Annotated in this window: 21 protein-coding genes; 10 read left to right on the forward strand and 11 right to left on the reverse strand. The window is 44.2% G+C overall.

Features of this window, described 5'->3' with window-relative positions; genetic code table 11:
* Nucleotides 1-20: 20 nt before the first annotated feature.
* Nucleotides 21-317 (reverse strand): MGMT family protein, encoded by a 297-nt coding sequence (locus FTU44_RS04805; RefSeq protein ID WP_074383182.1) that lies wholly within the window; start codon nt 315-317, stop codon nt 21-23.
* Between the two features lie 198 nt (nt 318-515).
* A complete protein-coding gene (locus FTU44_RS04810; RefSeq protein ID WP_005171990.1) occupies nt 516-2,015 on the reverse strand; it encodes a sodium:proton antiporter in 1,500 nt (499 codons plus the stop codon).
* 229 nt (nt 2,016-2,244) lie between these two features.
* Between FTU44_RS04810 and FTU44_RS04815 the strand changes: the two genes are divergently transcribed.
* Nucleotides 2,245-2,799 (forward strand): hypothetical protein, encoded by a 555-nt coding sequence (locus FTU44_RS04815; RefSeq protein WP_180049641.1) that lies wholly within the window; start codon nt 2,245-2,247, stop codon nt 2,797-2,799.
* A gap of 244 nt (nt 2,800-3,043) precedes the next feature.
* On the opposite strand, the gene FTU44_RS04820 is transcribed toward FTU44_RS04815, so the two are convergent.
* Nucleotides 3,044-3,949, reverse strand: coding sequence for a neutral zinc metallopeptidase (locus tag FTU44_RS04820; RefSeq protein WP_180049643.1), 906 nt, complete (start codon nt 3,947-3,949; stop codon nt 3,044-3,046).
* A 48-nt stretch (nt 3,950-3,997) separates the two neighbouring features.
* Nucleotides 3,998-4,924, reverse strand: a complete 927-nt coding sequence (locus FTU44_RS04825) for a DUF808 domain-containing protein (RefSeq protein WP_086044017.1) — start codon at nt 4,922-4,924, stop codon at nt 3,998-4,000.
* Between the two features lie 189 nt (nt 4,925-5,113).
* Here FTU44_RS04825 and trpS point away from each other — a divergent pair, with 189 nt between their 5' ends.
* Nucleotides 5,114-6,127: a tryptophan--tRNA ligase gene (gene trpS, locus FTU44_RS04830; protein ID WP_005096266.1), complete on the forward strand. Its 1,014-nt coding sequence runs from the start codon at nt 5,114-5,116 to the stop codon at nt 6,125-6,127.
* Between the two features lie 352 nt (nt 6,128-6,479).
* On the opposite strand, the gene lysS is transcribed toward trpS, so the two are convergent.
* On the reverse strand, nt 6,480-8,009 hold the full coding sequence (lysS, locus tag FTU44_RS04835; protein ID WP_005096263.1) for a lysine--tRNA ligase: 1,530 nt from the start codon (nt 8,007-8,009) through the stop codon (nt 6,480-6,482).
* Nucleotides 8,010-8,391: 382 nt separating this feature from the next.
* Between lysS and FTU44_RS04840 the strand changes: the two genes are divergently transcribed.
* Nucleotides 8,392-8,886 carry a YqiA/YcfP family alpha/beta fold hydrolase gene (locus tag FTU44_RS04840; protein ID WP_100328819.1) on the forward strand — a complete coding sequence of 165 codons (495 nt, stop codon included), beginning with the start codon at nt 8,392-8,394 and terminating at the stop codon, nt 8,884-8,886.
* A 359-nt stretch (nt 8,887-9,245) separates the two neighbouring features.
* On the opposite strand, the gene FTU44_RS04845 is transcribed toward FTU44_RS04840, so the two are convergent.
* On the reverse strand, nt 9,246-9,788 hold the full coding sequence (locus FTU44_RS04845; protein WP_005096259.1) for an adenine phosphoribosyltransferase: 543 nt from the start codon (nt 9,786-9,788) through the stop codon (nt 9,246-9,248).
* A gap of 488 nt (nt 9,789-10,276) precedes the next feature.
* Here FTU44_RS04845 and rubA point away from each other — a divergent pair, with 488 nt between their 5' ends.
* The 5 genes from rubA to FTU44_RS04870 all read left to right on the forward strand — a co-directional run bounded on the left by rubA (nt 10,277) and on the right by FTU44_RS04870 (nt 14,478).
* On the forward strand, nt 10,277-10,441 hold the full coding sequence (gene rubA / locus FTU44_RS04850) for a rubredoxin RubA (protein ID WP_005096258.1): 165 nt from the start codon (nt 10,277-10,279) through the stop codon (nt 10,439-10,441).
* Nucleotides 10,442-10,539: 98 nt separating this feature from the next.
* Nucleotides 10,540-11,718 (forward strand): rubredoxin reductase RubB, encoded by a 1,179-nt coding sequence (gene rubB / locus FTU44_RS04855; RefSeq protein ID WP_180049645.1) that lies wholly within the window; start codon nt 10,540-10,542, stop codon nt 11,716-11,718.
* A gap of 57 nt (nt 11,719-11,775) precedes the next feature.
* The gene (estB, locus tag FTU44_RS04860) at nt 11,776-12,714 is read left to right on the forward strand and encodes an esterase EstB (protein ID WP_100357259.1); all 939 of its coding nucleotides are present in this window, start codon (nt 11,776-11,778) and stop codon (nt 12,712-12,714) included.
* Nucleotides 12,715-12,727: 13 nt separating this feature from the next.
* Nucleotides 12,728-13,636: a LysR family transcriptional regulator OxyR gene (oxyR, locus tag FTU44_RS04865; RefSeq protein WP_005172010.1), complete on the forward strand. Its 909-nt coding sequence runs from the start codon at nt 12,728-12,730 to the stop codon at nt 13,634-13,636.
* Between the two features lie 254 nt (nt 13,637-13,890).
* Nucleotides 13,891-14,478 carry a response regulator transcription factor gene (locus FTU44_RS04870; RefSeq protein WP_005172013.1) on the forward strand — a complete coding sequence of 196 codons (588 nt, stop codon included), beginning with the start codon at nt 13,891-13,893 and terminating at the stop codon, nt 14,476-14,478.
* A 61-nt stretch (nt 14,479-14,539) separates the two neighbouring features.
* Here the strand turns inward: FTU44_RS04870 and ppk1 are convergent, their stop codons facing one another.
* On the reverse strand, nt 14,540-16,621 hold the full coding sequence (gene ppk1 / locus FTU44_RS04875; RefSeq protein ID WP_100355284.1) for a polyphosphate kinase 1: 2,082 nt from the start codon (nt 16,619-16,621) through the stop codon (nt 14,540-14,542).
* A gap of 111 nt (nt 16,622-16,732) precedes the next feature.
* Nucleotides 16,733-17,407, reverse strand: a complete 675-nt coding sequence (mtgA, locus tag FTU44_RS04880; RefSeq protein WP_005096252.1) for a monofunctional biosynthetic peptidoglycan transglycosylase — start codon at nt 17,405-17,407, stop codon at nt 16,733-16,735.
* 78 nt (nt 17,408-17,485) lie between these two features.
* Between mtgA and FTU44_RS04885 the strand changes: the two genes are divergently transcribed.
* A complete protein-coding gene (locus FTU44_RS04885; protein ID WP_005096251.1) occupies nt 17,486-18,304 on the forward strand; it encodes a rhomboid family intramembrane serine protease in 819 nt (272 codons plus the stop codon).
* 51 nt (nt 18,305-18,355) lie between these two features.
* Here FTU44_RS04885 and FTU44_RS04890 read toward each other — a convergent pair whose 3' ends face one another.
* Together FTU44_RS04890 and FTU44_RS04895 are read right to left on the reverse strand one after the other, a co-directional pair.
* Complete coding sequence (locus tag FTU44_RS04890) at nt 18,356-20,848, reverse strand: ABC transporter permease (protein ID WP_159138417.1); 2,493 nt, start codon at nt 20,846-20,848, stop codon at nt 18,356-18,358.
* A 1-nt stretch (nt 20,849) separates the two neighbouring features.
* A complete protein-coding gene (locus FTU44_RS04895) occupies nt 20,850-21,575 on the reverse strand; it encodes an ABC transporter ATP-binding protein (protein WP_005096248.1) in 726 nt (241 codons plus the stop codon).
* 11 nt (nt 21,576-21,586) lie between these two features.
* On the opposite strand from FTU44_RS04895, the gene FTU44_RS04900 reads away from it, so the two are divergent.
* On the forward strand, nt 21,587-22,216 hold the full coding sequence (locus FTU44_RS04900; RefSeq protein WP_005172025.1) for an arylesterase: 630 nt from the start codon (nt 21,587-21,589) through the stop codon (nt 22,214-22,216).
* A 43-nt stretch (nt 22,217-22,259) separates the two neighbouring features.
* Here FTU44_RS04900 and FTU44_RS04905 read toward each other — a convergent pair whose 3' ends face one another.
* The gene (locus FTU44_RS04905) at nt 22,260-22,874 is read right to left on the reverse strand and encodes a carbonic anhydrase (protein ID WP_005096244.1); all 615 of its coding nucleotides are present in this window, start codon (nt 22,872-22,874) and stop codon (nt 22,260-22,262) included.
* Nucleotides 22,875-22,981 lie beyond the last annotated feature (107 nt).

Raw genomic sequence — 22,981 nt, forward strand, 5'->3', positions numbered from 1 at the left:
AAAGCGGGGATTTTTTATATCTAGACCCAACCATCCCACTGATAGCGTTTTAAATCCACACGATCACCATTCAGCACAATCCCTTCCTGTATCAGCTTTTGTTGCTGAATATTCTGGCCAGATGAATCAAGCTTGTTCAGACTGATTTTAGCTTGTGCATTGATCACCCGATACCAGGGAATGTCGGTATTTTCTTCCAGATGGCTTAAAACCCGACCCACTAAACGTGCATGTTGAGGTAAACCGGCCAGTCTGGCAATCTGCCCATAGGTTGCAACTTTTGCATAAGGGATCTGACTGACCACAGTCAAAATCATCTCTGCCATTTCCTGACTGGCTGAACTTGTCTTGCTGCATTTCATCTGTTCAATAGTACCTTTAAATAAAAGATCACGCCCTGATCCCCCTATTAACAGCTATAGGAAAATAATCACGCCTGATTAAATGCTGATTCAAGCGATCTCATTTCACTATTAAACATAATCCAGTAGCGCTTTATCTTCTGGATTTTATCTTTAGAAATTATCTGGATTTTCCAGCCGTTTTACCTCTTGAACTTTGTCTGGATGATGTACAGTAGCAACACCATCGATATCTTTCTGATCAATCAGAATCTCTGGCTGAAAAATAGTGATGGTTTCATTTCCTTTGACATCTTCTCCAACAATATATTGGAAACCCTTACGGTTCAGCTTGTGGCACATACGCTGGTACCAGCCTTTAAAGCCCTGTGTGTCTTCCTCGGGATTATAGTAAAAAGCATTCATCACCGCAGGTAAGCCCAGACCACACACCAGACCCGACAAGAGCACCACAATAAAGGTATAGCCCACCAAGATACTGCTATAAGCCTCTAGCTGAGGAATATTGGCCACCGCCAGAATAAGCGCCAGGGAAATCCCGCCACGCACACCGCCCCAGGACAAAATCGTTAAACTGCCGTTATAGCTTTTTCGGCGTATTTTGGGGAACATGGCAAATGCCAAGTGATTGGCAGCAAAGCGGGCTAAATGTAAAATAATAAATGCCACAATCCCGCCCAAAACCAGACTGGTACTCAGGTCAAGAATAAACAACTCCAAACCAATCAGAGTAAACAGGAAGGAGTTAATAATCCCTTCAACCGTATGCCAGAAATGGTTCACATCACCAATATCGGCATCGGCCAGAATTTCTTTCCATTTATTACCGACAATTAAGCCACCAATGACACAGGCAATCGGCGCTGAAGCATGGGCCAATAAAGCAATAAGATAAGAGCCACATGCCAATAAAGCAGTGGTCAGAATCAGTGACTCCATTTCATGCTTGCCACGCAAAATTCTTAATATTGCAAAGCCAAATCCCAGACCAATCAGTACGGCCACCACAATCTCATACAATAAAGTTTGCATGACAGCCAGTACCGTAAAGTTTTCGCCTTGCAGAACATTGAGCAAGGTCATAAATAAGGCGATACACATGGCATCATTAAATAACGATTCGCCTTCCAGCTTGACAATCAGATGATGCGGTGCGCGAACTGAACTCAATACACCTTTAATGCCGATCGGATCAGTCGCCCCCAAAGCCGCACCAAGTAATAACAACACCAGTAAATCCACATGATTACCAATCAGGAACTGATAGCCATATAAAACTGCACCAAAGAACACCGCGCAAAAGACCAGCGCTAAACTTGCCAAAATACCAATCGGTCGCCAATGATTACGTAAATCTGAAACCTTAAACTTCAGTGCAGATGAGGTCAGAATAAAGCAGATCACCCCATTGATCAGAAAGTCATAAAAATCGATATTACGAACAGCCTGCTCGATATTGTCAATATTAATACTAAAGAATGGATTACCTTGTAATAAACTGGCGCCCCATTGCAAAATAAAAACAAAGATGGCCGAAACAATCGGAACACCGATCGCTTGCGGAAAACCTAAAACACGCTTATTAAACATAGTGGTGGCAATGGAAAGTGCAAAGACCACCGTGAGTAGCTGAAGAAAAAAGAAATTTCCCATTCGGTTTCCTAAAGTCGGGCGAGATGGAGCAATATGCGCCGAGCGGCATGGTCAAAATAGAGATTTGAATAGCAGAGCATTAGTAAAAAGGCATTCTAGCAAAACAAGTTTAATCCTCTTTTTATCGAATTGAGTTAAGTTTCTTTTCAGTATTTCCGAATGATGATTTAACATACAGATCAGCACTCGGCTTTTGCTTTCCCATCTTTCTATTTTGAATTTTTCTCCCATGCACCAAACTGTCAAAACCATTTTTCGTCTTTGTTTTGCGGGCGTGATTTTTCTGATCACCTTATCCTTATGTTTTACCTGCTTCGCTAAAATTCAGGAGATTCTGCAGGCAGAACAGCATTATCAGCAGGCAACCCGTATTCCCTTGAAAAGTACAACTGGCGAACAGTATGTTTTGGTATCTAATAACCAGCGACCGGACAATGCCATTTTTATTCTGATTGCAGGAAATGGTTATGTGGCCAAAATCAATTGTGAGCATTACAGTGCTTTATGTAGTGATGAGGACAATCAATCACATACCCGTCAAATCCAGAGCGTCCACCTAATTAAAGCGGGAAATCTGTTTTATATTGAAAAAATTCAATTTAGAGATAGCCGGACTGGCAAAGTCACGGCTCTCGAATATACCAACCATGATATGCAGCAGTTCTATCAAAATGACATCAACAATCTCAAATATACGGTCTTTGCCATTGCCTTGTTTGCTTTGGCCGCCTTATTTGTCAGTATCAAGATATTAAGAAATTTCCGGCGTTTTCTGCATAAATAAAAAAGGATTGCCTGCTCCACAGCTGCCCCACAATTGAATTAAGTAGATTTTGGAGATGCGAGTGTGACAAGGAGGTCACACCTTAGCCATCACGACAAGCATGTTGTGTATGGCGAACAAAAGACTTTTGCCTGCTTTTGACCTGTCAAAAGCAGGATTTCATGAGGTCATAGATTCAAACTATAACCAAAGTTAAAATGATGAGACAGCAGTGGCACCTGCTCCTTTTTTATCTGGAAACAAGCTAAATATTTTGGTTAAAGGTATCGCAATTCGAAACCTGACCCGATTTCAAGCCGGTATTAAACCACTGTACGCGCTGCGCACTGCTGCCATGGGTAAAGCTGTCCGGTACCACCTGCCCGCGAGCACGTTTCTGTAAATAGTCATCACCAATTTTATGTGCGGCATCCATGGCTTCCTGCACATCTCCCTGTTCCAGAAACTGGGTGCGCTGATGATTATGGTAGGCCCAGACTCCGGCCAGACAGTCTGCCTGCAATTCTTGGCGCACTGAAAGCTGGTTACTCTGTACCTCGCTTGCCTGCTGACGTGCCTGCTGTACTTGAGAGGAAATCCCCAAAATGGTCTGGATATGATGACCTACTTCATGGGCCACCACATAAGCCTGCGCAAAATCTCCGGCCTGATCATTACGGGCGAGTTCGGTGGCATTCTGTTCTCCACCAATCCCCATCTGAGTACGCATATCTTTAAAGAATGCAGTATCGATATAAACTTTCTGGTCTGCCGGACAGTAGAAAGGCCCCATCGCCGCCTGAGCCGTACCACAACCCGAATTCACAATGCCATTGAACAAAACCAATTTCGGGGGAACATACTGCTGATTTAACTGCTGCTGAAACACCTGAGTCCAGGTATCTTCAGTATCTGCCAGTACGGTGCCGACAAAATCAATCGACTCCTGCTGTTCCGGCGTAGGATTTTCCAGACCCCGTGTTTCCGCCGCACCCGATACGCCTTGGGTGACCTGCTTTGTGGTCTGATAAGCCTGCTGTGGGTCGACACCGAAGAATTTCCAGGCCACAAAAGCCACAATCAACCCGACAATACTGATTCCGCCAGCTTTGGCACCACCACCGCGACGGTCTTCTACATTACTACTGACACGACGACCTTTCCAACGCATAGTTTTTTCCTTTTCTTCATCTGCTCAATTTGCAGATATTTTTGCATCTTAAGCTTTTGATGATTTGGGCCAGATTTTTTTAATCAGGCTGATGACCAGCATCACCAGCAGACCCGCTAAAATTCCCACGGCGAAATTAATCAAGGTCGGTGTCAGGGCACCTACAATATTTCCGATACTGGGAATATCCTGTACATAGCTAACACTATCTTCAGTAAAGTGGTGAATAACAGGAATAGCATGATTAATAATTCCCCCACCGACCAGGAACATCGCAGCAGTTCCAACAACTGATAAAATTTTCATCAGAATCGGGGCAAATGCCAACAAGCCGCGTCCTATTTGTTGTTTAAAATCGGACTGCTGCTCGGTCAGATGCAGACCGATATCATCCAGTTTGACAATCAGGGCAACAAAACCATAGACCCCGATGGTCATCACGATCGCGATCAGGCTTAAAACGGTAACTTTGGTCAGCATAGAGGCTGCTGCCACCGTCCCCAAGGTAATCACGATAATTTCAGCCGAAAGGATAAAGTCGGTGCGAATCGCGCCTTTGACTTTTTCATTTTCAAACTGGTGCAAATCTGTTTCAGTCTGGATCAGTTGCTCACGGGCCTGTTCAGCATCCTTGGCCTTCGGTGTATACAAGGTGTGTACGATTTTTTCCACGCCTTCATAACACAGAAACAAACCACCCAGCACCAATAAGGGGTTAATCAGCCAGCCGGCAATAAAGCTGATTAACAAGGCCAGCGGCACTAAAATCAGCTTATTGACAAAAGAACCTTTGGCCACTTTCCAGACTACCGGCAATTCACGATCTGCCCGTACGCCTGACACTTGCTGTGCATTTAAAGCCAGATCATCACCGAGGACGCCTGCTGTTTTTTTGGCTGCCATTTTACTCATCACAGCCACATCATCCAAGACCGTCGCAATATCATCTAATAATAGTAATAAACTGCTCGCCATATTTATTATCCTTATCATATTTCAGTTTATTTTAATCAAAATTCTTAAAAATATTGTATTCACTTGTTTAATTAATAAGATTTTTTTAATACAGCTTTTTTTCTGGCTGACAATCAAAAACAGAATACCGTACAATGTTGCCATTCGTTAAAATACAGCTGTAGTACTGACTACCCTTTGGAATAAATAATGAGTAATCAAGATAATCGTCCAGTGATCTTGACGGGCGACCGTCCTACCGGACAACTTCACCTCGGCCACTTTGTCGGTTCATTACGCTCTCGTGTAGGCCTGCAAGATTCTCACCATCAACACTTGTTACTTGCTGATGCTCAAGCACTCACCGATAATGCCGATAATTTTGAAAAAGTACGTCGTAACATTATTGAAGTGGCAACGGATTATCTGGCTGTCGGTATTGATCCAACTAAAACTACAATTTGTGTTCAGTCATGTTTACCTGCCTTAAACGAACTGACGATGCTTTACCTCAATTTCGTGACTGTTTCACGTCTTGAGCGTAATCCGACCATTAAATCTGAAATCCAGATGCGTGGTTTTGAGCGCGATATTCCAGCAGGTTTCTTGTGTTACCCGGTGGCTCAGGCTGCCGACATTACAGCATTCAAGGCCACTGTTGTTCCTGTGGGTGAAGATCAGATTCCAATGATCGAACAGACCAATGAAATCGTGCGTCGTCTGAACCGTCAAATCGGTCATGACCTGTTACCAGAATGTAAAGCGCTACTGTCTAATGTCGGCCGCCTCCCTGGTTTTGATGGCAAAGCGAAAATGTCAAAATCTTTGGGCAATACCATTGTGCTGGATGCGACAGATAAAGATATTAAAAAAGCCGTCAATGCCATGTATACCGATCCGAATCATCTTCGTGTGGAAGACCCAGGTCAGGTTGAAGGCAATGTAGTATTCACTTATCTGGACGCCTTTGATCCAAACAAAGAAGAACTGGAAGAGCTTAAGGCATACTACCGTCGTGGTGGTTTAGGCGATGGTACAGTGAAAAAACGTCTGGAAGGCATTCTCAAAGAATTGATTGGTCCAATCCGTGAGCGCCGTATTGAACTGGCTAAAGACCCTGACTATATTATGGATATTTTAAAGACCGGAACAGATAAATGTCGTGATATTACCCAGGCGACTTTAGATGAAGTGAAAACCGGTTTAGGTGTATTCCGTTTCTAACATAAAATGATCACCTAAAGCTCTTCATATGAAGGGCTTTTTTATTGCGAGGTGTTTATGCACGATAAAGCAGCAAACTTGCCCATAGAATCTCCATAGTTTTAACCTTAATTAACATCTATTAACATGAATACTGCTGAGTCAAGCCTTATCGGGTCGTATTATAGCTACATACAGTAAGGAATCAGATTTAACTCTCTCCACAGTTAATCTTGATGTAGTTTGAAAAAAACATTCCTTTTTCTACGCAATGATCACCCCAATCATTGCGTTTTTTTTGTCTTTAATTTTTTAGTATAGCGATTTAAAGCATAAAAAAACCCGCCTAAGCGGGTTTTCTAAAATTCAGCACTTATACATTTTTATGACGCATATGCGGGAACAAGATCACATCACGGATACTTGCTGCATTAGCAAAGATCATCACCAGACGGTCAATACCAATACCTTCACCGGCTGTTGGCGGTAGGCCATATTCCAGTGCTTCTACAAAGTCTGCATCATAATGCATCGCTTCATCATCACCCGCATCTTTTTCCGCAACCTGTGCCTGGAAACGTTCCGCCTGGTCGATTGGATCATTTAACTCCGAGAAGCCATTTGCCAGTTCACGACCACCAATGAAGAATTCAAAACGGTCGGTGATGTGCGGATTATCATCATTACGACGTGCCAATGGAGAAGTTTCCGCTGGATATTCCGTAATGAATGTTGGTTGACGCAGTTTGGTTTCAACTGTTTCTTCAAACACAATCGTTTGCAGTTTACCCAGACCAAAACCTGGCTTCACTTGCTCTTTCAATTCTTCTTGAAGGAATTTTGCCAGGAACTCACGGTCATTGACATTTTCCGGAGTAAATTGCGGGTTATTTTCCAGAATTGCATCAAACATTGAAATTTTCTTGAATGGCCCTTTGAAGCTATACACTTCATCACCATAAGGTACATCGGTCGAACCCAAGATATCCAGCGCCAGTTTTTCCAGCATCTGCTCGGTCAATTCCATCAGATCCTTATAATCTGCATAGGCTTGATAGAATTCAATCATGGTGAATTCTGGGTTGTGACGCGTAGATACCCCTTCGTTACGGAAGTTACGGTTAATTTCGAACACACGTTCAAAACCACCCACCACCAAACGTTTTAAATAAAGCTCTGGCGCAATACGCAAGAACAATGGCATGTCCAGTGCATTATGATGCGTTTCAAACGGACGCGCAGAAGCACCGCCTGGGATCACATGCATCATTGGCGTTTCAACTTCCATATAACGTTTTTCAGTCAGGAAGGCACGAATACCTGCAACCACTTTGGCACGAATTTCAAACGTTTTACGGGTTTCTTCGTTCACGATCAGATCAAGATAACGTTTACGATACTTTACTTCAGTATCATTCAGACCGTGGAACTTGTCTGGCAGCGGACGCAATGATTTGGTTAATAATTCAAAATGTTCGATGTGTACATACAGATCGCCTTTGCCTGAACGACCGATATAACCTTCGATTGCAATAATGTCGCCAAGGTCTAAACCTTTGATGGTCGCAAGTACATCTGCAGCGAGTTCTTTACGGGCGACATAAAGCTGGATACGACCTGTCATGTCCTGGATCACAATAAATGAACCACGGTTTAACATCACACGACCGGCAACTTTGACGTAGACCTTTTCGCCTGCTTCAATTTCTTCTTTAGATTTATCAGCGAACTGGTCTTGTAAATCTTGGGCATAATGCTCACGCTTAAAGGTATTTGGCCATGGGCTTTTACCAGTTTCTTGTGCCTGAGCTTCGATTTGCTTTAACTTGGCATGACGCTGTGCAATTAAATCGTTTTCGGAAATGATTTGTTCAGAAGTCGATTGAGCGTTAGTTTGCGTCATCTCTGCCTCGAATAAGATTAGTTAAAAAATAGAAGTTGCATAGAATAGCAGAAATCCTACCCAAATCGTAGCTTAAACACTCTCAGGAAGCGGCTTTTCTTTGGAAAAATCCACTATCTCGGCATTTTCCCAACCTTATCCCGTCAATCTAATCCACTCTACCAATACAATTCAGCTCGATTTGGAGCCGATTATGCGATTACTTAGATGAAAGTCCTAGTGTGTGATGAGGTAGAGCAAATTACTGCACAGAAAAATGCTGGCTTAGACCAATAGCTAACTGCCTTGAATGTCCACACGTTCTACAATGATGCTCAGATTGAAGATGATGTGCCAATCAATAAATACCAATATGGCATGCCCCATAAAAATGAGTAAGATTATGTCTAAGATTTTGTTTTTACATGGCTTAGATTCCTCCAGAGAATCCACCAAGTTTCATGCAATTAATGTCGTGCATAAATATTGTATTGATGTCGATTATCGTAATCTGAGCTATAATTCGGTCGCCAATTTTTATCATGAGATGATTGAAACCATCAAACCAGATATTCTGGTGGGCCATAATCTTGGCGGCTATTGGGCATTGAAAATGTCGCAGGCTTATCACCTTCCCTGTGTGGTGGCGAATCCCATTTTGCAACCCAATTTCAGAGATGATTATCCGGCAATTTGTCATGGCGATTTACAGCATGATATTCCGCAGTTTGCCTATCTAGAACTGGGCGATGAAATTCTGGATATGCATGCGGTTCAGGCACAGCTTGAAGACTATATGCAAATTCAGGCAGTTGATGGCGGCCATCATCGACTAGAACATCCTGAACAGATTAATACGCTGATTCAGGAAATTGAACATCATTTTATCAGACAATAAAAAAGCCCCGATATTGAGGTAATGCTGATCAGTTAAGGAGTTTAGAAATAGACTCTTTAACTTTTAGTCATTCACGGCGGAGTCTTAACTTTATAAATCAAATACTTGAAAATAATTTGTTACTTTGGTTTCGCCCAAAGTAACCAAAGGCATTTGTCGTCCGCAAAACTCGTCAGCCACCATCGACTAGTAAATTTGTCGCAGAAACAATCATTTTTAAATCTAGTCCTGCCTCAAACAGTTGCGGATGACTTTTCTACTTGTCAAATATGATCATGAATTTAAAAAAGAAAATGCCAGTCAATTTCTTAACTGACCGGCATTACCGATATTGAGGAGCTTTTTTTTAAATCTACAATTTAGGCAACCGCAGCTTCAGGCTGAGATTTATCATCCAGTACTGACCAGATATCCAGACCTAATTCAGCATGCAAATCAGGAAGATCAAGAAAGATACTTGCACCTAGTACTTCATGCTGACATTTGAGTGCCAATTCATTTACCGCTTTTAAAGTTCCGCCTGTTGCCAGAACATCATCAACAATGATGACTTTCTGAGACTGAACTTCCGCAGACATTTCTAAACGATCCAGACCATATTCCAGGCTATAACCGACACCCACGACTGGAGGCGGCAATTTTCCTGCTTTACGCACCAATAACAAGCCTTTGCCGGTACGTTGTGCCAACAGGCTTGCCAACACAAAACCACGCGCTTCCACTGCGATAAAGCTTTCTACTTCTGCCAGTTTGTCAGCAGGAATGCTGGCAATCAGGGCATCAGTCAATGGACCAATATTGCTCATGAAAAGTGGGGTCAAATCATAAAAGCAAATTCCTGGTTTTGGAAAATCTTGGACCGTACGAATGTGAGACCACAAAGAAGTAGACAAATTGCTCATGGGAGATCTTAAAAAAAGAAAAGGAATATGCGAATTTTAAACCTATTTCCAGCCAATGAACAAGCCGAGCTGTATAATAAAAACTCAATATTTAAGCACAAGTTATTAATTTTATTAAATTCATTTATTATAAAAATATTTAATCCAGACTTTACTGATTCTAAATTATATAAAAACCTCAGTTTTTACTGCACGACTTTGGTCTATAACGCCTCATTTAAGCTAAATTTTGCCACAGCAGCCGCTTCATCACTCCACAGCATTTGCCAGCAAAGCCGATTTGACTCATTTTCAGAAAAATACTGAATCCCAAAGTCATTCTGCTGCTAATTTCGCTGATTAAGCTTTTATTCACTTTACTTTCTGAATAGAACTGCGTAAAAATTTAGCCAAATATGTTCACTGTTAAAAAGTCATATTCTTTTAGAGTCTTGCCATTTTATGGATTTTAAGCTGACGGTTACACTTGCTCAGTTTTGGAGAGTTACATGAAAAAGTATCAATGCATCGTTTGTGGATGGATTTATGACGAGGCGGAAGGTTGGCCTCAAGACGGCATCGTGGCGGGAACCAAATGGGAAGATATCCCGGATGACTGGACCTGTCCAGATTGTGGCGTGTCTAAAGTCGATTTCGAAATGATCGAAGTCTGAGCACGCCCAGTTAAAGACCATGTCGATATGGTCTTTTTTTATGTCCTTTTTATCCTCATATAAAACAGCATGGAGAGCCCTACAGCATGGAAACGACTATGCATCCTATCGTTATTATTGGTTCAGGTATGGCAGGTTATGCTGTAGCACGTGAATTTCGCAAACTTAATCCAGAGCATGAACTGCTGATGATTTGCGCGGATGATGCGATAAATTATGCCAAACCTACCCTTTCCAATGCTTTGGTTGGCAAAAAAGCGCCTGAACAGATTGCATTGGGCGATGCTGCAAAAATGTCGGCACAACTGAATATGCGGATTGAACAGCAGACTTGGGTCAAAGCCATTCATCCGGAAGATCATCAGTTGGTACTTGAGAAAGATGGTCAGGAAAGCACACGGAATTATTCCAAACTGGTCTTGGCGGTCGGTGCCAACCCGGTACGTTTAGCCATTTCCGGTGATGCCAGTGATGACATTCATGTGGTGAATAATTTAAGTGACTATAAGACGTTCCGCAGCAATCTGGCGGCACGTGAAGATAAACGCGTGGTGATTTTAGGCGCAGGCCTGATTGGTTGCGAATTTGCCAATGACCTGCAAAATACCGAGCATCAGGTCACAGTGATCGATCTGGCACCTCAACCGCTGGGCCGTTTATTACCTGAACATGTTGCAACGGCCTTCCAGAAAAACCTTGAAGAAACCGGCATTCATTTCGTCTTGGGCACCACGGTCGAGAAGGTCTCTCGTGCTGAAAATGGTGACTATTTGGTCATGCTGGCCAATGGTCAGTCTCTCGTTGCTGATGTGGTTTTGTCTGCGGTAGGTCTACAGCCGAATATTTCTTTGGCCAAACAGGCAGATGTTCATACCAGTCGTGGAATTTTAACCACGGCGCAACTGGAAACCAATCATGCCGATATTTATGCCGTAGGTGACTGTGCTGAAGTGAATGGTACCTTATTGCCTTATGTCATGCCCATCATGCAACAGGCGCGCGCGCTGGCAAAAACCCTGAATGGCGAACATACGGCTGTACATTATCCGGCTATGCCAGTGGCAGTGAAAACGCCTGCTGCACCTTTAACTGTCCTGCCTGCACCAGTCGATGTTGAGGTCACCTGGGAAACTGAAGAGCTGGAAGATGGCATGCTGGCCAAAGCCATCGACGGTAGCGGCACTTTACGTGGCTTTGTACTCTTGGGTGCAACTGCGGGCAAACAACGTCTGTCTTTGACCAAGCAGGTTCCTGACTTGATTCCTGCTGTGGTTTAGAGGTTTAATACTCAGGATATTTTTTAAACAAAATATCCTTTAATTAGGACAGCAATTATGCACAGCGCATTACAGTTTAATCTTTCTCCATATAGTTCTTTCATGCGTGAAACCAGAGTTGATCTGGGTAATGGTGTGGAATTACATGTCGAGGTGGGCGGAAATCCGGAACATCCTACGCTGCTCCTGATTATGGGACTGGGTGCGCAGGTGCTGTACTGGCCTGACTTTTTTTGTAAATCATTGATTGATCAAGGTTTCCATCTGGTACGTTTTGATAATCGCGATATTGGCCTGTCTTCAAAAATCCATAACAAGGGCCCACGCCTGAACACCCTGAAAATGATGAGCCGTTTTGTGCTCGGTCTGGGCAATCAGGGGGCACCTTATGACCTGTATGATATGGCTGAAGATGTCAGTCTGCTGATTGAAAAAATGGGGCTGGATCAGGTTGATGTATTGGGTGCATCTATGGGTGGCATGATTGCCCAGATTCTGGCGGCACGCTATCCGGACAAAGTCAAAAAACTGGGTTTACTGTTTACCAGCAACAATCAGCCGCTACTGCCACCGCCCTTTCCCAAGCAACTCTTTAGTTTGATTGACAAACCGGCTTCAACAGATGAAGATGGTATTGTAGATCATAGTCTAAAACTGTTTAACATCATCGGTTCGCCAGGTTATGTCAATCATCTGGAAGCGGTGCAGACCGCACGTAAATTATATAAACGAAGTTACTATCCTGCCGGTGTACTTCAACAGTTTTTAGCAATATTATGTACAGGTTCATTGCTGCAACTGAACAAGCAAATCAAGCAAGAGACCCTGGTGGTTCATGGTGCTCGTGATCGATTGCTGCCTCCTAGTCATGGCAAGGCCGTTGCAAAAGCGATTCCAGGGGCTAAATTTGAATTAATTGATGGAATGGGGCATGATATCCCACCGCATTTTATTCCATATCTTAGCGAATTATTTGCTGATCATTTTAAATCATAAACATTAGGACACTATGGCTGCACTACCCTCCTTAAGACAGCTGTCATACCTCGTAACACTGTCAGAGACGCTACATTTTACAGAAGCTGCTCGCCGCTCATTTGTCACCCAGTCAACTTTGTCTGGCGGCATTATGGAGCTGGAGCGTTTACTCGGTGGCGTACTTGTTGAACGCGACCGCCAGAATGTTCGTTTAACGCCTCTTGGTGAACAAGTGGTTGCACGCGCACGTGTTCTACTGGCTGATGCTCAGGACTTGATGCGCTTAAGTCGTGAGATGAGTGAACCCTTAACCGGTGATTTACATCTTGGCGTGATTCCTACGATTGCTCCCTTCCTGCTGTCACAGCTGCTAGAAGAAGTGCATAAACAATTACCAAAAATCCAGTTGCATCTGCATGAAGCACAAAGCGAGAAAATTGTAGAAAAACTGGAACATGGCAACCTGGATATGGTGGCCTTGGCGCTACCTTTCGATACACGTGGCCTGAAAGTGGCCGAGATTGCCAAAGAGAATCTGTATCTGGTTTATCAAAAATCAGACCAACACGCTGCACAAGCGAATTCTCTGGAAGATCTTGATCTGTCTCGCCTGATGTTACTTGAGGAAGGTCATTGCTTACGTGATCATGCCCTGAGTGCCTGCCCGATTGGTGAGCGTAAAAATGATCATCGTTTAAAAGCCAGCTCTTTGCCGACTTTAATCGAAATGGTCTCTGCAAATCTTGGTTTTACTTTATTGCCAGAAATTGCGATTTATACCAATATGATCAAAGCCAACCCTGAGATTCTGGTCAAGCCAATCAACTCTGCGCCAAGTCGCACCCTGGCATTGGTGACGCGTAAAAGTACGCCGCTACAAAGCGAGTTTGATGTGTTATTACAGATTTTCCAAAAAATCACTCAGCACAATGCTGCTTGAGCTAAAATTTTAGATGATTAAAAGGAGCACACCCGTTGCTCCTTTTTTTATATCTCAAAGTGGATATAACCAACCATCATAGACCTGCTAAAGTCTCAAGCTGACTGTTAATGTCATCGGTTTTAATCTGTAATAAATGCTATTTAAGACGAAGATGAGGTGATTATCGTTAAATCCCTATTTTTTGGGATATTCATTTTATTTTGCTTCATCCACAGTATAGCCTTCTCTCAGAATCAACAGGATTGAGCTTATTGGCTGCCCTCTTGCCTGCACCGGTTTTAGTCATCGCTTCATTTACTGACCTGAACCTGTCCAAAACTCAGACTGTACTGCAACAACTGGGCTATCAACCAGATATGCTGCTGTATGCAGACAATTTCCAATCTGCACAAGAGATGATTGCCGAACATCTGCCTAACTTGATTCTTTATCACCTGACAGAAGCCTCACAGATTCATTTCATCGGCCAGATGAAACAGCATACCCCAAGTACACCTGTAGTTGCCGTACTCAAGAGTGAATCCACAGCACTCATTTATTCAGCAATCTTATCTGGTGCAAATAGCTATATCCAACCTCAGGCTTCATTCATCCAGTTTGCTGAAAGCCTGAAAATTGTCTTGCGCGGCGGTGCCTATATCCATGCTGAACTGGCAGAACATATCCTGTACCAGCTCACTGGGAAACCCTGTCTCAAGGTAACCGAATTGCAGCTCTTACGCTTACTCAGCCAGCAAAAACCCCCAGTAGACATACAGCACCAGCTCCAGCTGACTGATTATCAAATGTATGCCCAGGTCAAACAGATCTATCGCAAAATGCTGATATCCTCTGATTAAAACCCTTGAATGCTATTTTCTGGATAGAAAAGAGGCTGAATTTTCAGCCTCTTGAGAGCATTTATTTAAACAAGTCCAATAAAATGCGTTGAGCATTATGTGGCTTTTCACCTTCTTGCAGCTGTGCCCGCAGCCAGGTTCCATCCCCTTGTAATAACCAGGATTGCTGATTATCTTTCAGATAGTTAAGTAGCCCCTGTTGATAGATGCGTTTTTTCAACGCTTCATCTTCTACTGGGAAGCAGGCTTCGACCCGGTTAAACAGGTTACGATCCATCCAGTCTGCGCTTGAACAGTAAACCCGTGCATTACCGTTATTGCTGAAATAATACACGCGGGTATGTTCCAAGAAACGCCCGACAATCGAACGTACCCGAATATTTTCAGACAAACCTGGCAATCCCGGACGCAAACTACAAATCGAGCGGATAATCAGGTCAATTTGTACCCCCGCCTGAGAAGCTTCATAGAGTTTATTGATCAACTGCATCTCGGTCAGCGCATTAACTTTGACAATAATCTGCGCCGGCTTGCCTGCCTTGGCATTCACGATTTCATTATCAATATAATTAATGAGTTGGGTATGTAAGGTAAATGGCGCATGTAACAGCTTTTTCAGCTTGGCCATTTTTCCCATACCGGTCAGCTCCTGAAAGATACGGTGCACATCTTCACACAGGTCTTTATCCGTGGTGAGCAAACCATAATCGGTATAGATTCGCGCATTGCCGGCATGATAGTTGCCGGTTCCCAGATGCACATAACGCACCAGTTTATTATTTTCCCGGCGTACCACCAGAATCATTTTGGCATGGGTTTTATAGCCAACGATGCCATAGACCACTACCGCACCGGCTTCTTGCAGGACATTGGCCACTTCGATATTGGATTCTTCATCGAAACGTGCACGCAATTCAATCACGGCCGTGACTTCCTTGCCATTGCGGGCAGCTTCCGCCAGCACCTGCACGATTTCAGAATCCGGGCCACTGCGGTACAAGGTCTGTTTGATCGCCAGCACTTGTGGATCACGTGCAGCTTCACGCAACAATGAAATGACCGGTGCAAAAGACTCAAACGGATGATGCAGCAAGATATCCTGTTTTTGCATGGCACTAAAAATATTTTCAGATTTTTTTAGTACTTTGGGAATGATCGGAGTATGTGAATCATAGCGTAAATGCGGGCGCTTGAAATTAGACAGTAAGCGCGCCAGATTAACTGGGCCTGCGACTTTATAAAGCTGCTCTTCTTCCAGATCAAATTCATTCAGCAGATATTCATAAATATGCTGCGGACAGTTTTCTGTCACTTCCAGACGTACAGCACGGCCAAAACGGCGTGAACTGAGTTCGCCTTTAAGCGCCTTAGCCAAATCTTCAACATCTTCATTCAGGGCCAGATCGGCATTACGCGTGACACGGAACTGATAGCAACCGGTCGCTGTCATGCCCGGGAACAGATCCGAAACATGTTCATGAATAATCGCGGACAGCATCACATGATGCTCTTTGCCATCGGTTAATTCATCTGGCAGACGTACCACGCGTGGTAACGAACGTGGCGCTGGCACCACAGCCAGATCAATCTGACGGCCAAAGGCATCTTTACCTTCGAGAGTCACAATAAAGTTCAGTGATTTATTCACCAGACGTGGAAACGGATGTGCAGGGTCTAGGCTAATTGGCGTCAGGACGGGCGCAACCTGTTCCTGAAAATATTTTTTCACCCAGGCCGATTGTGCCGGAGTCAGTTCACCACGGCGCAAGAAACAGATATCTTCCTCACGCAGTTTTGGCAAAATTTCTTCATTTAAAATACGGTACTGGCGTTCAATCGCAGCATGTGCAGTTTTGGAAATCTGTTCCAGCACCTGCTTTGGGGTCAGGCCATCCGGACTGCGACTTTCATTGTCCAAATCTAACTGTTCCATCATTCCTGCGACCCGAATCTCAAAAAATTCGTCCAGATTACGCGAGAAAATTAACAGGAAATTCATGCGTTCAAGCAAGGGATGTAAAGGATCGACAGCCTGTTCCAGGACGCGTAAATGGAAGTCTAAAATAGACAGTTCACGATTTATATAACGATCATTATATGTATATTCGGGCTGTGCTGAAGTAGTGCTGGCTGCCGTATTCATATCAAACCTATGCGGATTTAAAATTGTGCTTATCAGTTCAAGTATGCTTCAAATTGATGACAATTTCATAAAAAAAAGCCCAAAAACTGGGCTTTTTCTTTAAATAATTATTTAAGGCAATTCTGCATAACGCATATAACGCTGAATCATGCGCTTGCGTGCATTTAAGGCAGAGGAGTTGCGATGATCCTGAAAATATTTTGGATTGGTCAGAATGGCCGCCAGAAAGATCGCTTGATCCTGAGTCAGGCTTTGCGCAGTTTTGCCAAAATAATGTTTGGCTGCGGCTTCTACGCCATAGATATTGTCACCAAATTCAATCGAGTTTAAATAGACTTCCAGAATCCGCTGTTTCGACCACATGCGTTCCATCATCCAGGTGGCCACCGCTTCCTGGCCTTTACGTACAAATGAACGCTTATTAACCAGAAATAGGTTTTTCGCCAATTGCTGGGAAATGGTAGACCCCCCAGCCACCACCCGGCCCTGATCCCGGTTTTTATTCAGCGCAGTTTGAATGCCGTCCCAGTCAAAACCATGGTGATGAATGAATTTTCCATCTTCTGCAGTGACAATGGCACGTTTCAGATTCAGGCTGATCTCATCATAGGGACGCCATTGATGTTGAATGGCTTTGGAAGGTTCCGTCCAGTAATCAATCCGCATCATCATGGTGGTATTGACCGGATTGGTTCGCCACCAGGCCAGACTGGCAAAGATCCACAATTGAATCAGTAAAATCACACTGACGATGACTAATATCGTGCGGATCAGAAAGGCTTTCATGTCAGTGCGTTACTCCTGAAAATTTGATTTTTCGTGTTAAGCTTATTCGAAATATACAATCACAGCAAAAAAAATAGCATGTCTAAATACGCTCCCCCTGTCGTACACCGCAAACTTGAAATGCAGCTCTGGTGGATCACGGCCATTTTAATCGCGATTAATGTCGGATTATTTGGCTGGCAGGCCATCAATGGTATGGATATCAGCCAGCCGAGTACCCGAGATGCGATTCTCTGGGGTGCCGATTATGCACCTTTAACCTATTTAGCGGAACCCATGCGTTTGTTTAGCAGCATGTTTTTCCATTTTGGCCTGATTCACCTGATGTTGAATATGTGGGCCTTGTATATTTTTGGTAGTGTTGCCGAACAACTGTTTGGCCGGATGTATTTTATTGGCTTATACCTGTGTGCCGGCTTAATGGGCAGTTTGCTCAGTGGCTATATGAACATTCAGGACAGCTATGATCTGATTGCAGGGGGTGTGGCCAACCCAAGTTTATTGCCGGCGGTCAGTGCCGGTGCATCCGGTGCGGTGATGGGACTCGGCGCTTCACTGACGGTATTGGCCCTGTTGCCGATGCTGCCCCAGCAACGTTTTATTCTAGATAAAAAGACCTTGGTGATGGTGATGGGTCTGAACCTGGCCATGGGCTTTATGATCAGCGGAATCAACAATGCCGCACATATTGGTGGCATGTTGATGGGCGCTTTTTTAACCTTGCTGTGGTATGCCGGACAAAAAATGCAGCGTAGCCGCCTGATCAACCTGATCGCTTTAGTGATTGGTTTTGGCCTCTGTGTGCTGCTTTATCAACATAACTTGGCCTTGATCGAAGCAATTCGCCCACTGTGGCAAGAGATTCTCGACCTGATGCGACAACAATTGCAGCTTTAAATCATTGCCGCTTTAAATACCAGCGAATTTAAAAAGCCATGGAGATGAATCTTACTGATTCATCTCGCGCAAGCTTTGTAAGGGCGGAATGTCCGACAGATAGCTCAGACGATAACGGCCAATCAGCGCACATAACACAGTCATGAAAATCGGCAGGATAATCCAGATTTCCCAGTGTGGCTGAATCATTAAATCCATACGATAACTGGCGATTGCGCTAATCACTTCGGCAAACAGACAGGAAACCACTCCGGCAAACAGTCCGATAAAACCAATTTCCAGACTCATCATGGTTTTCAGTTTTTGTTTGGAGCTGCCAAATGACCGTAGCAAGGCCACTTCACGTTTGCGTTCATCCATGAGCAGGTTCAGACAAGCCATCAGTACCAGAAAACCGGAGATACTAACCAGCACGGCCAGAATCGTCACGATCTGCACCAGTACATTCACAATACGCTTGATCTCTTCCAGAATCAGGCTGACATCAATAAATACCGTATTGGAAAATTGCTGGATCACAGACACCAGTTTGTCCTTATCTTGTTCCGGCACATAGAAACTGCCCAGATAACTTCCGGCATTGGCATCCATGCTATTCGGGGCAAAAATAAAGAAGAAATTCGGACTAAAACTTTCCCACTCGACCGTTCTTAAATTGATGACCTTCGCTTCCAGCACACCTTCAGGCAGACTGAAACTGAGCTTGTCGCCAATCTTGATACCTAATTCTTCAGCAGTATTGGCTTCGACCGATACCGTGCCGACCTGTTGCAAAACTGCGTCACCACGAATAATCACATTATCCTGTGGATAGCTGTCGGACTGGGTCAGGTTCAGCTCGCGTTTTAAAGTATTATTGCTTTTGACTAATTCTGGAGCAAAAGGCTGATCATTTTTAGCCACCAGACGCCCACGAACGTTCGGATAAAGTGGTGTACTTTTCCAGCCATTCTGCTCAATTTGAGCTTTTAGGTCTGGCATGTCAAACGGCGGCAAACCATACACAAACTGATTTGGTGTACCTTGCGGCAACTGTTGCTGCCAACGCTCTAATAGGTCTGTGCGCAATACGGCTAATACTGTAATCAGACTGAGACCCAAGGCCAAAGCGGTAATCTGTAAGGCTGTTTGAGATGGTGTTCGTACATAGGCTGACAGATTCAATTTCTGATTGCGCAGCAGTTTTAAGATCAACCATACCGTCAGATACAACACTGCACATAACACAATAATCGCGCCAATTACCCAGGCAGTCAGGAGCAGATTTTCGGTTAGAATCACGCTAAAAATAATCAGGCTCAGCGTTCCGGTCAGCAGCATCCACAGCATGGATTGCACTGATTTTTCCTGCTGGCGGATTACTCGAATTGGTGGCGTGTTCAACAGTTGCAATAGGCTCGGCATGACAAAGCCCAACAGCACCACCGCACTGGTCAGCATCGCGACTGGTAATGGCCCGAGCAGCATCGCCATAGCAGAGAATTCAATTTCTAAGTTGGGAATCAGTTGCAGCATTAACTGTAATAACCCATAACCCAGACCAATGCCGACCACCGTACCAATCGACATGGCAATCAGCAGTACTGTACCGAGCAAGGCCAGATAAGCCGATAAAATCTGCTGTTTGGTCGCACCGATACAACGCATCAAGGCAATATGATCTTGATTCTGCTGCACATAACGCTGCGCAGTGAGAGCAATCGCGATACCACATAATAAAATGGTCAGAATATTGGCCAGTTGCAGGAAGGTATCCAGGTTGGCAATCGGCTTCATTAAGCGGGTATTGCCCTCACTGGCATTGCGTAACCGGAGACTGCTTTGCTGCTCAAATTCCTGTCCCTGCACTTCTGCTGGCGTTTCAGCCGAGCCGTTTTCGGATTTGAGCTGCTGCTTGAATAAAGCTTCATATTCTTGCGTATTGTCTGGAGAACCCGCCATGAGCAAGCGATATTCTATCCGGCTACCCACCTGAATCGCATTGGTGCGTGCCACATCCGCCTGAGATATAATCACCGTTGGCGAAAAGCCAGAAAATCCGAGCTCCTGATTAGAATCCTGTTCAATCTTGGCTGTGACTTTAAACGCCGCATCGGCAATATTCAGCTGATCGCCCAGTTTGACTTTGAGCAGGTCCATAGCCCGTGGACTGAGCCAGATTTCACCCGATTGAATCTTCGTTTTTGCAGGTTGCAGCTGCAGCTCGCCACGCAAGGGAAAAGCCTGATCAATGGCTTTGACATTGACCATGACAAACTGTTCATCGGTATAGGCCATGGTGCTAAAGAAAGTGACTTCTGACTGCTGTAAATCCAGCTGTTTGGCCTGATCACGCCATTCTTTTGGTAGAGGCTCATTGTCCGAAAGTACCAGATCACCGGCCAGCATTTCTGCGGCCTGCAATGCCACTGCATTTTGAATCTGTTCATTGCTAAACTTGAGTGCTGTTGTTGCACTGATCGCCAGCGTTAAGGCAATAATTAACAGATAAATTCCGGTACTTTTAAAACTTTGTGTGAGTAGAGGACGAAATAAAGGGTTCATCTCATCCTCCACTCGGATGTTCAATCAGCTGGCCATTCAGCAGTTCAAAATGTCGCTGGCATTGCTGTGCCAGTTTGCGGTCATGCGTCACCAGCACCAAGGTCGTACCCAGTTCCCGATTCAACTGAAACAAAAGCTGTTCAATTTCCTTGGCAGTTTCACCGTCGAGATTGCCTGTGGGTTCATCGGCAAAAATAATTTTCGGTTCACTGACCAATGCCCGGGCAATCGCGACACGCTGCTGCTCCCCGCCAGACAGGACTTTCGGGGTTTGTTGTGCCTGCCGATCCAGACCAACTTTATGCAGTAGCGCCAAGGCTTTTTGTTCAGCTTCTGCATATTTGAAACTGGGCTGTAAACGCAGTGGCAACATGACATTTTCAAGGGCAGTCAGATGTGGCAAGAGCTGAAAAGACTGAAACACAAACCCGATATTTTTCAGGCGCACCAACGCACGTTGTTCTTCATTCAAGGTAGAAACCGACTCGCCACTGACGATGAGCTGGCCTGAACTGGCCTGATCCAGCGTTGCCAGAATGCCTAGCAATGTGGATTTTCCCGAGCCGGAACGACCGGTAATTGCCACCTGCTCGCCTGCCATAATCTCCAGATCAAGATCCTCAAAAATAGTCAGCTGTTTTTGTGAAAGTTGTATCTTTTGTGTCAATTTCTGGGCAGAAATAATCGCCTGTGGCATGATGTTCGAATCGTTGCTACTTTGAATCATACGTGTCCTATATGAAAGATCTTAATCAGAAAACTCGGGTATTGTCTTACTTGTTTTTGCTCAGTCTGTGCCTGTTACCGCTCGGAGTATCAGCAAAGACGATTATGATTTTAGGTGATAGTTTAAGTGCTGGTTACGGTATTCAGCCACAACAAGGCTGGGTACATTTATTACAAAAGCGTTTAGAGCAACAGTATCCGAAACAGCATAAAGTGGTCAATGCAAGTGTCAGTGGAGAAACCACCAGTGGAGCGCTGGCCAGAATGCCGAAACTGTTGCAGACGCATCGTCCAGACCTTGTGGTGATTGAGTTGGGGGGTAATGACGGCTTACGCGGACAGCCGCCGCAAATGATTCAAAAAAATTTAGCCAGCCTGATTCAGCAAAGCCAGAAAGCCAAGGCCAAAGTCGTGGTATTTGGTATGAAGATGCCGCCTAATTATGGACAGGCCTATAGCAAGGCCTTTGAAAATAATTATAAGGTAGTGAGCCAGCAATATAAGGTGAAATTGTTACCGTTCTTTATGCAGGGTGTGGCCGGCAATAAAACCCTGATGCAAAAGGATCTGATTCATCCAAATGCCAAAGCACAAACCATCCTGCTAAATAATGCCTATCCATACATTAAAGGCGCTTTATAAAGCGCCTTTAAGTTATTTTAGATTGTATTTAAATAAATTTTGCCTAAAAATCAAAGAACAATACTTCACCTGTTTCCAGTGAATATTCAGCACCGACCACTTTGAGTTGTCCTTGACCAATCAGATTTTCTAATACTGCTGAACCATGACGTAGTTGGTTAACCGATGCAAATACATTAGAACGCACGGCATGCTTGGACAATTTTGCCAAATCATTTTTCAGTTCAGTTTGCATTAAGGTTTCAACTGAAGGACGTACTCGATTCACAATCGACATCAGGTTTGCCGACGGCGGGCAATCTGGGCACATTAAGGTATCAATGGTGGCCTGGATCGCGCCACAATGACTATGACCTAAGACTACAACAATAGCACAGTCATAGCGTTCCGCCGCAAATTCAACACTCCCGACCTGTGATGGTGCGACAATATTGCCTGCAACACGAATCACAAAAAGATCACCGAGACCCTGATCAAAAACCATTTCAGCCGGGACACGCGAATCTGAACAGCCCAGTACAATTGCAAATGGGTTCTGATCCTCTGCCATTTCTGCGCGCTGTTGGTGGCTCAGTTGTTTTGGATGCGAGGTATCACCGCTGACAAAACGTTGGTTCCCTTGTTTAAGACGTTCTAAAGCTTCTTGAGCTGTGAGCATTCTTTTCTATCACCGATGTTTTAGTTGCAATATTTTACTGCCAGTTTTTTTGAATGTCACTTGCAAAAAATCTTAGCTGCTTAAATTTTTAACATTTATCTAATTTC

The sequence above is a fragment of the Acinetobacter sp. YH12105 genome (assembly GCF_013419095.1).
Taxonomy (GTDB): Bacteria; Pseudomonadota; Gammaproteobacteria; order Pseudomonadales; family Moraxellaceae; genus Acinetobacter; species Acinetobacter pseudolwoffii.

Bases quoted from the DNA above. Each gene is read 5' to 3' on its own strand.
- FTU44_RS04805 (WP_074383182.1), bottom strand. From the start codon at position 317: ATGATTTTGACTGTGGTCAGTCAGATCCCTTATGCAAAAGTTGCAACC.
- FTU44_RS04810 (WP_005171990.1), bottom strand. From the start codon at position 2,015: ATGGGAAATTTCTTTTTTCTTCAGCTACTCACGGTGGTCTTTGCACTT.
- FTU44_RS04815 (WP_180049641.1), top strand. From the start codon at position 2,245: ATGCACCAAACTGTCAAAACCATTTTTCGTCTTTGTTTTGCGGGCGTG.
- FTU44_RS04820 (WP_180049643.1), bottom strand. From the start codon at position 3,949: ATGCGTTGGAAAGGTCGTCGTGTCAGTAGTAATGTAGAAGACCGTCGC.
- FTU44_RS04825 (WP_086044017.1), bottom strand. From the start codon at position 4,924: ATGGCGAGCAGTTTATTACTATTATTAGATGATATTGCGACGGTCTTG.
- trpS (WP_005096266.1), top strand. From the start codon at position 5,114: ATGAGTAATCAAGATAATCGTCCAGTGATCTTGACGGGCGACCGTCCT.
- lysS (WP_005096263.1), bottom strand. From the start codon at position 8,009: ATGACGCAAACTAACGCTCAATCGACTTCTGAACAAATCATTTCCGAA.
- FTU44_RS04840 (WP_100328819.1), top strand. From the start codon at position 8,392: ATGTCTAAGATTTTGTTTTTACATGGCTTAGATTCCTCCAGAGAATCC.
- FTU44_RS04845 (WP_005096259.1), bottom strand. From the start codon at position 9,788: ATGAGCAATTTGTCTACTTCTTTGTGGTCTCACATTCGTACGGTCCAA.
- rubA (WP_005096258.1), top strand. From the start codon at position 10,277: ATGAAAAAGTATCAATGCATCGTTTGTGGATGGATTTATGACGAGGCG.
- rubB (WP_180049645.1), top strand. From the start codon at position 10,540: ATGCATCCTATCGTTATTATTGGTTCAGGTATGGCAGGTTATGCTGTA.
- estB (WP_100357259.1), top strand. From the start codon at position 11,776: ATGCACAGCGCATTACAGTTTAATCTTTCTCCATATAGTTCTTTCATG.
- oxyR (WP_005172010.1), top strand. From the start codon at position 12,728: ATGGCTGCACTACCCTCCTTAAGACAGCTGTCATACCTCGTAACACTG.
- ppk1 (WP_100355284.1), bottom strand. From the start codon at position 16,621: ATGAATACGGCAGCCAGCACTACTTCAGCACAGCCCGAATATACATAT.
- mtgA (WP_005096252.1), bottom strand. From the start codon at position 17,407: ATGAAAGCCTTTCTGATCCGCACGATATTAGTCATCGTCAGTGTGATT.
- FTU44_RS04885 (WP_005096251.1), top strand. From the start codon at position 17,486: ATGTCTAAATACGCTCCCCCTGTCGTACACCGCAAACTTGAAATGCAG.
- FTU44_RS04890 (WP_159138417.1), bottom strand. From the start codon at position 20,848: ATGAACCCTTTATTTCGTCCTCTACTCACACAAAGTTTTAAAAGTACC.
- FTU44_RS04895 (WP_005096248.1), bottom strand. From the start codon at position 21,575: ATGATTCAAAGTAGCAACGATTCGAACATCATGCCACAGGCGATTATT.
- FTU44_RS04900 (WP_005172025.1), top strand. From the start codon at position 21,587: ATGAAAGATCTTAATCAGAAAACTCGGGTATTGTCTTACTTGTTTTTG.
- FTU44_RS04905 (WP_005096244.1), bottom strand. From the start codon at position 22,874: ATGCTCACAGCTCAAGAAGCTTTAGAACGTCTTAAACAAGGGAACCAA.